The sequence below is a fragment of the Nonlabens sp. YIK11 genome (assembly GCF_001413925.1).
Taxonomy (GTDB): domain Bacteria; phylum Bacteroidota; class Bacteroidia; order Flavobacteriales; family Flavobacteriaceae; genus Nonlabens.
The window spans coordinates 885,313-897,908 of sequence record NZ_LBMJ01000001.1; the positions used below are offsets into that span (position 1 = coordinate 885,313).

The 12,596-nt window shown below is 42.3% G+C and carries 9 protein-coding genes and 1 tRNA gene; 6 read left to right on the forward strand and 4 right to left on the reverse strand.

What is annotated here, in order from left to right; translation table 11 throughout:
• Positions 1 to 299: 299 nt before the first annotated feature.
• Together AAU57_RS04035 and AAU57_RS04040 are read left to right on the forward strand one after the other, a co-directional pair.
• Positions 300 to 1,526 (forward strand): metallophosphoesterase, encoded by a 1,227-nt coding sequence (locus tag AAU57_RS04035; RefSeq protein WP_055411703.1) that lies wholly within the window; start codon positions 300 to 302, stop codon positions 1,524 to 1,526.
• A 98-nt stretch (positions 1,527 to 1,624) separates the two neighbouring features.
• Positions 1,625 to 1,924 (forward strand): thioredoxin family protein, encoded by a 300-nt coding sequence (locus AAU57_RS04040; protein ID WP_055411704.1) that lies wholly within the window; start codon positions 1,625 to 1,627, stop codon positions 1,922 to 1,924.
• On the opposite strand, the gene AAU57_RS04045 is transcribed toward AAU57_RS04040, so the two are convergent.
• Both AAU57_RS04045 and AAU57_RS04050 read right to left on the reverse strand, forming a co-directional pair.
• A complete protein-coding gene (locus AAU57_RS04045; RefSeq protein ID WP_197275386.1) occupies positions 1,921 to 2,538 on the reverse strand; it encodes a polysaccharide deacetylase family protein in 618 nt (205 codons plus the stop codon). The two genes, AAU57_RS04040 and AAU57_RS04045, sit on opposite strands and share 4 nt — an antisense overlap.
• A complete protein-coding gene (locus AAU57_RS04050) occupies positions 2,538 to 5,894 on the reverse strand; it encodes a DUF2723 domain-containing protein (RefSeq protein ID WP_055411706.1) in 3,357 nt (1,118 codons plus the stop codon). Before AAU57_RS04050 ends, AAU57_RS04045 begins: the two co-directional genes overlap by 1 nt.
• Before the next feature lie 143 nt (positions 5,895 to 6,037).
• Here AAU57_RS04050 and AAU57_RS04055 point away from each other — a divergent pair.
• Positions 6,038 to 6,108: transfer RNA gene (locus tag AAU57_RS04055), tRNA-Gln, on the forward strand.
• A 180-nt stretch (positions 6,109 to 6,288) separates the two neighbouring features.
• Here the strand turns inward: AAU57_RS04055 and AAU57_RS04060 are convergent.
• Entirely contained in the window at positions 6,289 to 7,134 is an 846-nt protein-coding gene (locus tag AAU57_RS04060) for a glycerophosphodiester phosphodiesterase family protein (protein WP_197275387.1), read from the reverse strand.
• A gap of 279 nt (positions 7,135 to 7,413) precedes the next feature.
• Here AAU57_RS04060 and rimP point away from each other — a divergent pair, with 279 nt between their 5' ends.
• From rimP to infB, 3 genes are read left to right on the forward strand one after another with little or no spacing between them, the layout of a single operon-like run.
• Entirely contained in the window at positions 7,414 to 7,881 is a 468-nt protein-coding gene (gene rimP / locus AAU57_RS04065; protein WP_055411708.1) for a ribosome assembly cofactor RimP, read from the forward strand.
• Positions 7,882 to 7,890: 9 nt separating this feature from the next.
• Positions 7,891 to 9,123 carry a transcription termination factor NusA gene (gene nusA / locus AAU57_RS04070; RefSeq protein WP_055411709.1) on the forward strand — a complete coding sequence of 411 codons (1,233 nt, stop codon included), beginning with the start codon at positions 7,891 to 7,893 and terminating at the stop codon, positions 9,121 to 9,123.
• A 26-nt stretch (positions 9,124 to 9,149) separates the two neighbouring features.
• Positions 9,150 to 11,969 (forward strand): translation initiation factor IF-2, encoded by a 2,820-nt coding sequence (gene infB / locus AAU57_RS04075; RefSeq protein WP_055411710.1) that lies wholly within the window; start codon positions 9,150 to 9,152, stop codon positions 11,967 to 11,969.
• 140 nt (positions 11,970 to 12,109) lie between these two features.
• On the opposite strand, the gene AAU57_RS04080 is transcribed toward infB, so the two are convergent.
• Complete coding sequence (locus AAU57_RS04080) at positions 12,110 to 12,484, reverse strand: translation initiation factor IF-2 (RefSeq protein ID WP_231717763.1); 375 nt, start codon at positions 12,482 to 12,484, stop codon at positions 12,110 to 12,112.
• Positions 12,485 to 12,596: the final 112 nt, after the last annotated feature.

Consider the following 12,596-nt stretch of genomic DNA (forward strand, 5'->3'; position numbering starts at 1 on the left):
GTTCGCTTTCGCGAAAGCGAAACAATTTACAAGCGGCTATTAATAATGAAACTCTAGAGATGCTTTGATCTTTGGGTTCACGAGTGGTTACCGTTTAGCTTTGTAATGTGAAACAATGACCGACAAGGCGTGTAATCGTTCCAGGATGCGAACAATGGTTTTCATCTTGCTGTATCTTTGTTCTTTAGTTGTAAAAGCTCGCGACGTACTGCGGGTATTTTTAATTTTTAGAATGTATTTATGACAAACTTAAGTGAGCAAAAGGTGGTTGCAGGGTTTGTTCCTAGTAGTTTCGCAGTATGAGATGGATTGTAGCCTTATTAGTTGTAGTTGTATTTGAATTTTATTCGTTTCAACTTATCAGAACCTTATCACGTGGCCACTGGTGGAAATGGGTTTACCTAGCCATATCCATAGGCGTGTTTGCAAACTTAATTTTGCAATTTTATCTGCATCCAGACCGTACCGTGGTCTCTGGAGCACGGGATTTTGCAGTGACCTTGTTTCTTGCCTTGCTACTCGCCAAAGTGATTTTCACAATTTTTATGCTAGGAGAAGATCTGTATCGACTGGCCGAAGGTCTGTTTCATAAAATCAAAGGTGACTCCACAAGTGATGCTTTTCTCTCCAGCAGGCGTAAATTTATTTCCATGGTTGGATTGGGCGTTGCGGCGCTGCCTTTTGGTGCGATACTGTATGGCGCTTTTAAAGGCAAATACGATTATCAGGTACGTGAGTACGAATTGACTTTTAAAGACTTGCCAGATGCATTTGAAGGTTATAAGATTACCCAGATAAGTGACATCCATGTAGGGTCTTTTGACGATAGGGAAGAAGTAAGTTATGCACTGAAACTTGTGAATAAACAGAAATCTGACGTGATATTATTTACAGGCGATTTAGTCAATAACGTGTCAGAAGAAATGTATGGCTGGGAAGAACTATTTGGTTCCTTAAGTGCTAAAGATGGAGTCTATTCCATATTGGGGAATCATGATTATGGAGATTATGCCACCTGGGAATCTGATGCGGAAAAGAAAGCCAATCTGCAAGAACTTCTTGATATTCAAAAATCCATGGGCTGGCGATTGCTGCTTGATGAAAATGTTTCCATCGACCGTGGCGCGGATTCCTTAAAGCTCGTAGGTGTTCAAAATTGGGGTGGCGGCCGTTTTCCTAAATATGGTGATCTCAAGAAGGCTTCTGCCGGTTTGCAACCTGAGGATTTTAAAGTATTGATGTCTCACGACCCAACCCATTGGGATGCACAGGTTAAGGATAATCCAACCAACTTTCACTTGACATTGAGCGGTCATACGCACGGTATGCAAATGGGAATTGAGATCCCAGGATGGATCAAACTGAGCCCGGCATGGTTTGTCTACAAGAAATGGGCTGGTATTTATAAGGAATACGACAGATTCTTGAACGTGAATCGAGGCTTTGGGTTTTTGGGATATTCTGGCCGCGCTGGGATCTGGCCAGAGATTACCGTAATCACATTAAGAAAGGGCGCAGGTTCATAATACGATGATCAGTGTGGCTCATTAATCATACCGTTAAGAAGAGGTTTACAGCATAATTATTCAATTTCATTACATTTACCATACTAACACGGCTTTCTATGTCAAAATTTGGTGAGTTAATCAGTTCCAATGTTCCTGTTCTATTCAATTTCTTCACAGATTGGAACGAGGAAAGTACGAGCATGCATCCCGTACTGCGTGAAGTAGCAGCCGCAATAGGTGATAACGCCAGAATCATAAAAATCAATGTAGATAAGAATCCAGAACTCTCTGATGCCTTACGCATCAAAGGTTTGCCTACCTTGATCATTTACAAGCAGGGCGAGATGAAGTGGCGACAAAGCGGTGCCCAGGATAGCGAGGCACTCATCAATTTATTGAAGCAGTACGCATCCTAAGAAATAGGTAGGCACTCAAATTGTTGCTCCTGTAACCATTCTAAGTATGCTGGAAGAACTTCTTTTAAAACGGGAAACGCTTTCTCACTGTCATGAAACACGACTACACTTCCATTTCTAGTGTGTCTTTTAAGGCTTTTCAAACTTCTTCCTGGAGATCTATTGGTGTCAAAGTCTCCTGATAGCACATCCCAAAGAACAATCTTATAACCATCAGCCACGAGTTGTTGGGCAACTTTTCTATGGATGCGGCCGTATGGTGGTCTGAATAGGCTGTTGCTGGTGTTCGCTTTCGCGAAAGCGATATCCTTCAAATACATTTCACTGGAAACCTTCCATGAGTTCAAATGGTGGTAGGTATGATTCCCAATGGAATGTCCAGCATCCAGAACTTCCTTTTTTAGGTCGGGAAAACGCTGGGCGCGATCACCTATTAAAAAGAAGGTGGCCTTAAATCCAAAACGCTCCAGTTGCTCCAGAACGAAATGGGTCACCATAGGTGTAGGACCATCGTCAAAGGTAAGATACACCTGGGATTTGTTGCGGTCACCGTGCCAATGATATTTTGGAAACAAACCGCTTAACCAGTCGGGTATGCGATCTGGATACCACATTATTCGTTGACCGTATCGCCTACAGGTTCAACTGTTCTTTCGGCGTCTGCATTATCGATTTCGCTCTCAAGAAGCTTGATCAGTTCCTCATCTCCAACCTCTCCTGGCAGCCTCAATTGCTCGTCGTCATTGTAAACCCTAGGGAATGACTTCACATAACTATTGAAGGCATCTAGGTGTTTCTCGATCATTAGGTCATCATCATTGTCGATCGCCGTGCGTACTAAACCGCGATAGCGCTCTATGGCGGTGATGATTTCGCGACTTATTAGACTTTGTTCTTCCAGTGGCATGGCTTTATAATAATCCAACTCATCTTGGTATTTAAGTACCACACGGTTGAGTAGGTCCTGAGCCTTTGCGGTAGTGCCTATTTCATAATAACTACTTATAAAGGGCTCGATCATGGAATAGTGCTCAAAATATTCCAATGGCATTTTTTCCATACCTAGGTCAAGAATTTCTTCTGCTTTTTCCAGCTGGTTGTCTGCAATAAGCGCGTGCGCAGCTTTAGTTACATTACTTCTATATCCAACACTGTTGCGACGGGTCTCTACATCATGATAGATGTCTGGACTACCGCTGTTGCCCCAATCCCATCCTTTGATGATTTTATAGGCTCTATCTGGATTGATGCGTCCCATATCAAATGGATCCCTTTGATCTACTGGTGGCGTATAAATAGGCGTCAATAGGTAGGCGGTTCCATCGAGTTGCAAATAATCCTTCATCCAGATGTAATCTTCATCTCCAAAGGCACCACCAGAGAAATACACCGGTCTTTCCCAGTTGTTGGCATTGATGATGTCCAGCATAAACATGCGGTTTTTATAAACCAGGTTGGATTCTATGTTGATGATAATCTCATCCACGATCTTATCAGCATCCTTTGCGGCTACCACACCGTTTTTCAAAACGGCTTCTTTGTTCACTGGAATGCGAATGTATTTAGTTGGGAACGTATGCTCGTAGTGATCGTTGCGCATCAATTCTTGTGTGATTTTGCTATCGCTTGCTACCCATTCCATCCAGTCTTTGAGATCCATGGTGTCTGGAAATACATAGTTGGGATTTTGTTGGGCTTGACGCAAGCGTTCCTGGATGCGTTCCTTTTCTGTATACCATAAGGCATCGCGCGTACCGTAGACATATTTGTCATGCGTCAAGGTAGATGGCACTGGCTCACTCTCATAGGCCTTTTTCTTCATGTCGTCCATATACCAATCAGTACTCAATAGTGAGGTACAAACGATGCGTACATCGGTGCGGTAGCCTTCTACTTCTTGAGCATACCACAATGGGAATGTGTCGTTATCACCTATGGTAAACAGTAACGCGTTGGGCAGGCAGCTGTCCAAATATTTTTTGGCACTGGCTAGTGCTGTATATTTTTCAGATCTATCGTGGTCATCCCAATTCTGGAAGCCCATCAATAGAGGCACAGCGGCAAAACACACTGCTATCGTGGCAAATTTGACAACTTTACTTTTGGTATACTCCAGTAGGCCTTCATAGATCGCATAAACGCCCATTCCTATCCACATGGCAAAAACCAGGAAGGATCCCACATAAGCATAATCACGCTCGCGCACTTGGTACATGCTCTGATTAAGGTACACGATGATCGCTAGACCCGTGAAGAGGAATAACATCATGGTCACTACAAAAGACTTCCAATCTTTTTTGGCATGGAACACAGCGCCTAAAATCCCCAGGATCAACGGCAAGAAATAATAGAGGTTGCGACCTTTGTTGCTAAGCATGTCATCGCTTAACTCATCTTGCGAACCTATATGCAGCTCGTCAATGAAGTCTATACCACTTAACCAATTCCCGTTAAAGCGATCACCCATTCCCTGAATATCATTCTGTCTACCAGTAAAATTCCACATGAAGTACCGCAGGTACATGTAACTGATCTGGTAATTAAATAAGTAACTTAAATTCTGACCAAAACTAGGTTTCTTGATATCTACAGCTTCAGAAAGGGAAGCTATGGTCTGTATATACTCATCTGCGCTTATGCGCCCACGATCAAATTGGCGTTCATAGTCATCAAGTACACTTATGAGCTCTTGGTTGCCTTGATAGCCTGGCTTGATTTCATATTCCAGTCCACCCATAAACTCTACATAATTGCTGGCGCGACTCGCATCTGTCATTCTGGGAAAGAAACCTTTATGGTCATCATGAGTGTTTTGCAGTGCGTTTTCAAATTGGTTGACGATCACATATTTTCCTTGCTCATAATCGCGCTCGTATTTGGGTTTTTCATCAATATATGGATCATCTGGGTCTAAACCGGCATACATATCTGTAAAGGCTTCTCCAAAAAATAATGCTGGCGATGGATATTGTTCCCTGTTGTAATAGGCGAGCAGCGCGCGAGCATCATTAGGGTTGTTCTCATTAATAGGTGTTCCCGCATTGGCTCTTATAGGCAGCATGGTCCAGCTAGAGAAACCTATAAGGACAAACATGACGCAGATTGTAATGGTATTGAGAAGTGGTTTGTTACGCTTTCGCGAAAGCGATATTAACCCAACAAAAGCTGCCACGATCAAGATAAAGGCGATGATAGTACCGCTGTTGAAGGGCAACCCTATGTCGTTTACAAAAAAGACCTCAAGGTAACCGAAGATACTGAGCGTGGTAGGCAACAGCAATTTAAAGACAAACAATAACACGGCTACCACGGCAATTAATGCCACGGTAAAATTGATTGGTGTGACTTTTCTATAGTGCCTAAAGAACCACATCATTCCTATGGCAGGAATGGTTAAAATCCCCAAGAAGTGAACTCCAAACGATAGCCCTATAATAAATGACATGAGGATCAACCAGCGATTACCGCGTGGCTCCATCATGTCGCGCTCCCACAACAAGCCCAGATAGAACATGCTGCTCATGATCAGTGCTGCTGGTGCATAGACTTCTGCCTCAACGGCGTTGAACCAAAAACTGTCGGATACTGCAAAGGCAATCGAACCCACAAATGCCGATCCCAAGACGACAGTGGTATCAAATTTCCCTTTCAAAATATGGCGTTTGAGCAACAAAGTCATCGACCAGAACATAAATAAAATGGTCAAAGCGCTGGAAAATCCAGCCATCCAGTTGACCATGTAGGCGATGTTAGTCACGTCTGTGGCAAATATGGCCGCGGTCGCTACCATCATTTGGTACAGTGGTGCACCAGGTGGATGGCCTACTTCTAATTTTGCTGAGGTGGTAATGTATTCTCCAGCATCCCAGAAGCTTACCGTAGGTTCTAGGGTGATCCAGTATATGGTTAGGGCGATCAAGAAGACCGTCCAGCCTAATATTTTGTTGAGTTGATTGTAACTTAGATTCATGGGAATTTTTAACAGCTGCTAAAATAGTAAAACTATAAGGACACGAGTAATAACAACGCAGCTAGTCTATTTTCATTTTATGCAAGATTAAATTTAAAAGTAGTTGCATAAAAAAAGAATTGTTTTAAATTTGCAGCCGCAATTGTCCCATGGTGTAATGGTAACACTACGGTTTTTGGTACCGTCATTCAAGGTTCGAATCCTTGTGGGACAACTGGTAAATCCCGATTCTATTTAGAATCGGGATTTTTTGTTGCGTTTATTTTGATTAATTTCTTGTCGTTCAAGCGGTTGCTGTGTAAGGAGTTTGTTACCTCAGTCCACGGTTTTTAAAATCATTGGTGGAATCTGCGTGTATCTGAGATGCTTAAACTAAGTTCTCAAGATCAAGTTTTTAGTATTTACCAGTCATTATCTCGTGCAGCAGTCCAGGATAATCCGTGATGATGCCATCTACATTCATCTGTAGTAACCTTTTCATGTCTTTTTTCTGGTTGACCGTCCATGGAATGAATTTCATGCCCATCGATTGGACTTCATTGACTAGTTCCTGATGGGCTAATTTGTAGTAAGGACTATAAAAGTTGGGTCTAAAACCCAGCCTATCTAATTGATCCTTTACGGTCTTTCTTTTTTCCTCGGTCAGATAACCCAAAGGAATGGACTTATCCAGCCTTCTCACTTCTTGAAGTTGGCGTATATCAAATGACTGAATGTAGAATCGGTTATTGATGTTTTTTTGTTTTAATAGAGATACAACCATGGTAGCTATATGCTGTGGAGATGGATGATACATTCCATCGGTTTTAGGGCTGGCTTTGACCTCTATGTTATAGATAATAGGATCTCGTTTGCTGGATTCTGTAAATTCTTCTACGGCATCAATGAGCTCACCCAATTCTGGGATATGGGTTTTTAATTTGAGCTGTTTGGGGTATGCGGGATAATGCTTGCTGCCCACGTCGTACTGACGAACCTGCTGGTAATCCATTTGGTAGATGACAAGTTTTTGCTTTTGGGGTATTTCCTGTCCTTTAGGATCGAGACTATAACGATAATTGATGTAGGGATCATGCGCTACAACCACCTTGCCGTCTGCAGTAAACTGTATGTCCATCTCCAGCACGTTGGCGCCGTCTTCAATGGCTTTGATCATACTGGGAATGGTATTTTCTGGTATGAGCCCGCGAGTGCCTCTATGACCGGCGAGCATAAAAGTTGGAAGTAGTTTGTTATTCAAAATGCTGCACATTAAGCAAACTCATTTCAAATGCTCTTTCCTGCAGAGAAGTTAGAAGATTAATGAGGTAGATAGTTGATGGGTTTCGCTTTCGCGAAAGCGAACTAAAAATAATCTCCAGCCGTTTTGAAACCGTCATTGTTTTTAAAATTGTCCACCTAAAATAACTCTTTAAAAAGCAATGCGTTACAGACCTATTGCAGAACCTTAAAAAATTACTATCTTTGCACGGTATTTGAGCAATATGAGGGGACAAAAAGTCCCCTCTTTTTATAAAATATGTTGGAAAAGAGAGTTCGTGAGCTGCTAGACGCAGCATTTGAAGAAAGACCAGACCTGTTTTTGATCGATCTGGATATCACATCTGGAAATATCATTAAGGTGATCATCGATGGTGATCAGGATGTTAAGGTTGCAGATTGTATTTTTGTGTCTCGCGCCGTTGAACATCAACTAGATAGAGAAGAAGAGGATTTCTCTCTTGAAGTCACTAGTGCTGGAGTAGGTAAACCGTTAAAGCACCACAGGCAATTTGTCAAAAACATTGGTAGAAAGCTGGAAGTTCTGGATCGTGAGAAGGTAAAGGAGACAGGAACCCTTGAAGCTGCCGATGAAAACGGTATCAAGATCGTCTGGAAAGTTAGAGAGCCCAAACCAGTAGGAAAAGGCAAAGTTACCGTTGACAAGGAATGGTCAATAGAGTACGATAAGATTAAGCAAGCAAAAGTTGTTATAACATTTAATTAAAAAGTGAATATGGAAAATCTCGCACTGATCGAGTCTTTTTCTGAGTTTAAAGATGATAAAATGATAGATCGCGTCACGTTGATGGCGATCTTGGAAGACGTTTTTAGAAGTGCCTTGAAAAGGAAATATGGTGAGGATGACAATTTTGACATCATTATCAATCCAGATAAAGGTGACCTAGAGATATGGCGTAATCGTGTGGTTGTGGCAGATGGTGAGGTTGAAGATGACAATTCTGAGATTTCATTGACTGAAGCGAGAAAAATTGAGCCGGATTATGAAGTGGGCGAGGACGTTGCAGAAGAAGTAAAACTGATCCAGTTGGGTCGTAGAGCGATACTGGCATTGCGTCAAAATCTAATTTCCAAAATTCACGAGCACGATAATACGAACATCTTCAAGCACTTTAAAGAACTAGAAGGTGAGCTGTATAATGCAGAGGTGCACCACATAAGACATCGTGCTATTATTTTGTTGGATGACGATGGCAATGAAATTATTATGCCTAAAGACCGACAAATACCTTCAGACTTCTTCCGTAAAGGAGAAAGTGTGCGTGGTATCATTGAAAGTGTAGAGTTAAGAGGTAACAAGCCTAATATCATTCTTTCCAGAACATCTCCACGATTCTTGGAGAAGCTTTTTGAACAAGAGATTCCTGAAGTATTTGATGGTGTTATTACTGTAAAAGCGGTAGTTCGTGAGCCAGGAGAAAAGGCTAAAGTTGCTGTTGATAGTTATGACGATAGAATTGACCCGGTTGGTGCCTGTGTAGGTGTTAAGGGTAGCCGTATTCATGGTATAGTTCGTGAGTTAGGTAATGAGAATATTGATGTCATCAACTGGACAGCAAATACTCAATTATATATAGGACGTGCCTTAAGTCCTGCCAAAATCGTTTCCATGGTGATCGATGAGGAAAACAAGAAGGTAGAAGTTAGACTCAACCCAGAAGAGGTTTCTAAGGCCATAGGTCGTAGAGGTCATAACATTAGACTAGCTGGTAAGCTTACCGGTTACGAAATTGATGTGATAAGAGAAGGTGTTGAGGAAGATGTAGAATTGACAGAGTTCTCTGATGAAATCGAAGGATGGATCATTGAAGAACTAAGTAAAATAGGTCTAGATACTGCAAAAAGTGTATTGGAGCAGGATGTAGACGATTTAGTAAAGCGTACAGATCTGGAAGAGGAAACCATCGTAGCATTGATGAACATCCTCAAGTCAGAATTTGAAGATTAGAAATTAAAGACAACTTTTAGGTATTTATGGCCGAAGTAAAAAACATGAGACTCAATAAAGTTCTTAGGGAATTCAATATTTCCTTAGATCGCGCAGTGGAACATCTCAATGCCCAAGGTATTGAGATCGAGGCTCGTCCTACCACAAAAATAGATGCGACGGTCTATCAAGCACTTGCTGATGAGTTTCAAACAGACAAAAGCAAAAAAGTAGCCTCCAAAGAAGTTGGTGCTGAACGCAGGAAAGAGCAGGAAGAATTGCGCATCCAACGTGAGCAGGAACAAGAAGAGAGACAGCGCAAGCAGCAACAGGTCATCAAGGCCAAGGCTGAGGTTACTGGCCCTAAAACGGTTGGAAGTATCGATCTTGATGCCTCTAAAAAGACGGCTCCTGAAAAGGCGACGGATAACGTAGAGGTCAACAAGCAGCCTGAAGAAAAGATGGCGGAGGCCGTCAAGGAAGCTGTTCAAGAGCCAGAAGTGGTATCCAATAGGCCTAAGGCAGGTGGAACTACCATCAAGGGTAAAATTGATTTAGATAAGGACAAGCCTAAGAAAGCAGCAGATAAGCCAGCTCCAGAAGCAAAAGCAGAAACTGCAAAAGCACCTGAATCTAAAGAGACTTCTAAGCCAGCTGAAAAAATTACCACTGATGAGCCTAAGGCAAAAGCTGCTGAGACTCCAGTGAAAGAAGAGCCTGCTGCAACTGCTGACGCAGAATCAGGAGAGTCTGAGGTCATCAAAACAGAATACAAAAAATTAGGAGGCTTAAAAGTGACAGGTCAAAAAATCGACCTTTCCAAATTTGCCAAACCTAAGAAGAAGGACGACAAACGCAAGCGCAAACGTATTACAAAACCTGGAGCTGCCACTGGTGGTGGCGCTAAGGGTAATCGACGTGGAGCACCAAGTGGTGGTCGCAAAAATATTGTCAAGGCAGAGCCTACTGAAGAAGAAATCCAAAAGCAGGTAAGAGAAACTCTTGAAAAGCTTCAAGGGAAATCTTCAAAGTCTAAAGCTGCAAGATATCGTCGTGATAAACGTGATACTCACCGTGAAAAAGTGGAGGCTCAAGAACAAGAGCAAGCAGAAGACAAAAAAATACAAGTTACAGAGTTCGTAACCGTAAGTGATTTATCTACCATGATGGATGTGCCAGTGAACCAAGTAATTGGTGCCTGTATGTCATTAGGTATGATGGTTACCATGAACCAACGTCTGGATGCAGAAACGATGTCCATCGTTGCAGAGGAGTTTGGTTTTGAAATGGACTTCGTTAATGCAGACATTGAAGAGAGTATTGCAGAGGTAGAAGATTCTGAAGAGGACTTGGTTTCTCGTGCTCCTATCGTTACCGTAATGGGTCACGTTGACCACGGTAAAACATCCTTACTGGATTACATCCGTGAAGAGAATGTAATAGCAGGTGAAAGTGGTGGTATCACACAGCACATTGGTGCTTATGGTGTGGAACTGAAAGGCGGTCAAAAAATTGCATTCCTTGATACACCAGGTCACGAGGCGTTTACCGCAATGCGTGCACGTGGTGCTCAAGTAACCGACCTTGCTATTATCGTAATTGCTGCAGATGATGATGTGATGCCTCAAACTAAAGAGGCGATAAGTCACGCTCAAGCGGCTAATGTACCGATCATTTTTGCGATCAATAAGGTGGACCGTGATGCGGCAAACCCAGAAAAAATTAAAGAATCCTTAGCTAACATGAATTTGTTGGTAGAAGATTGGGGTGGAAAGATCCAGTCTCAGGATATTTCAGCAAAAACTGGTTTAGGAGTTGAAGAACTTCTAGAGAAAGTGTTGTTGGAGGCAGAATTATTGGATCTTAAAGCTAATCCTAATAAGCAAGCTACAGGTACGGTTGTAGAAGCATTCCTTGACAAAGGTCGTGGATATGTATCTACCATTCTAGTTCAAGCAGGAACGCTTAAAGTTGGAGATTATGTTCTCGCAGGACGTACGCATGGTAAAGTAAAAGCGATGCAGGATGAGCGTGGTCATGATGTGGCAAAAGCAGGTCCTTCGACTCCAGTCTCAATACTAGGTCTGGACGGTGCACCACAAGCAGGTGACAAGTTCCATGTATTTGAAGATGAAAGAGAGGCTAAATCTATTGCTTCCCGTAGAACTCAATTACAACGTGAGCAATCGGTTAGAACGCAGAAAACATTGTCTCTTGACGAGATAGGTAGACGTATTGCACTAGGTGACTTTAAAGAATTGAACTTGATCCTTAAAGGTGACGTGGATGGTTCTGTAGAGGCATTGACGGACTCGTTCCAGAAATTATCTACCGAAGAGATTCAGGTGAATATTATTCACAAGGCTGTAGGTGCGATAACTGAAAGTGATGTACTTCTTGCAAGTGCTTCAGACGCGATCATCATTGGATTTAACGTTCGTCCGCAAGGGAATGCTAGATCAGTGGCAGATCAGGAAGAAGTGGATATCAGAATGTACTCCATCATCTATGACGCGATCAATGATCTTAAAGATGCGATGGAAGGAATGCTTTCTCCAGAGCTTAAGGAAGAGATTACTGGATCTGCAGAGGTTCGTGCGACCTTCAAGATTTCCAAAGTGGGAACCATTGCAGGTTGTATGGTTCAAGACGGGAAAATCTACCGCAACAGTGGCGTGAGATTGATACGCGATGGAGTAGTGGTGTACACAGGTGAGCTCGCTACCTTGAAGAGATTTAAGGACGATGTCAAGGAAGTGGCCAAAGGCTACGAGTGTGGTATACAGATCAAGAACTACAACGACCTACAGGAAGGTGATGTTATAGAAAGTTTCCGTGAAGTAGAGGTAAGAAAGAAACTCAAGTAAAACCTTGAGGTCATTATAAAAAGAAAGCCGTTTCAAGTATTTGAAACGGCTTTTTTTATGCTTTGAAATGATTGAGGTGGCTTGGTTATCAAATTATGTCAGATCACTGCCACTAGGTCATTTTTAAAATGATCAGTTTCTTAAGGCTTTAAAACCTTAGCGTTTGGAAAGGTCTTCTTGATCTCCAGCAATGCACGGTCAGCTTCCAATCGGTTACTGTATTTTCCTACCCAAACCTTATGGTTGGGTGACTCATACCTTAATTCAGATTTCCAAGCCAGGCCCAACGCATCATATCTAGACTTTACGGCATTGGCCGGCTGATTTTCTCCCTGGAAGATGTGTATGGTATAGCGATCGTTGAACGCACCTTCCTTATCCATGGAAATTTTGGTGGTAATTAGGCGCTCAAGAGTGCTCTCGCTCACCTTGTCGGTTGTCTGTGCCGTGGTCATCTGAAGTGTAAAAATCAGAGCGCCAGCGCATAATGTGTTTTTGATGTTTTTTCTAATCATAGCAGTATGTTTGATGAGTTCGCTTTCGCGAAAGCGAACATCTATTTAGAACCTTTATAAATTAATTTCTTCATTATCTCCTCTCAAAATTAAACCATTTATGACCTATTTT

Coding starts and splice junctions, on each gene's coding strand:
- AAU57_RS04035 (WP_055411703.1), top strand. CDS start 300: ATGAGATGGATTGTAGCCTTATTAGTTGTAGTTGTATTTGAATTTTAT.
- AAU57_RS04040 (WP_055411704.1), top strand. CDS start 1,625: ATGTCAAAATTTGGTGAGTTAATCAGTTCCAATGTTCCTGTTCTATTC.
- AAU57_RS04045 (WP_197275386.1), bottom strand. CDS start 2,538: ATGTGGTATCCAGATCGCATACCCGACTGGTTAAGCGGTTTGTTTCCA.
- AAU57_RS04050 (WP_055411706.1), bottom strand. CDS start 5,894: ATGAATCTAAGTTACAATCAACTCAACAAAATATTAGGCTGGACGGTC.
- rimP (WP_055411708.1), top strand. CDS start 7,414: ATGTTGGAAAAGAGAGTTCGTGAGCTGCTAGACGCAGCATTTGAAGAA.
- nusA (WP_055411709.1), top strand. CDS start 7,891: ATGGAAAATCTCGCACTGATCGAGTCTTTTTCTGAGTTTAAAGATGAT.
- infB (WP_055411710.1), top strand. CDS start 9,150: ATGGCCGAAGTAAAAAACATGAGACTCAATAAAGTTCTTAGGGAATTC.
- AAU57_RS04080 (WP_231717763.1), bottom strand. CDS start 12,484: ATGATTAGAAAAAACATCAAAAACACATTATGCGCTGGCGCTCTGATT.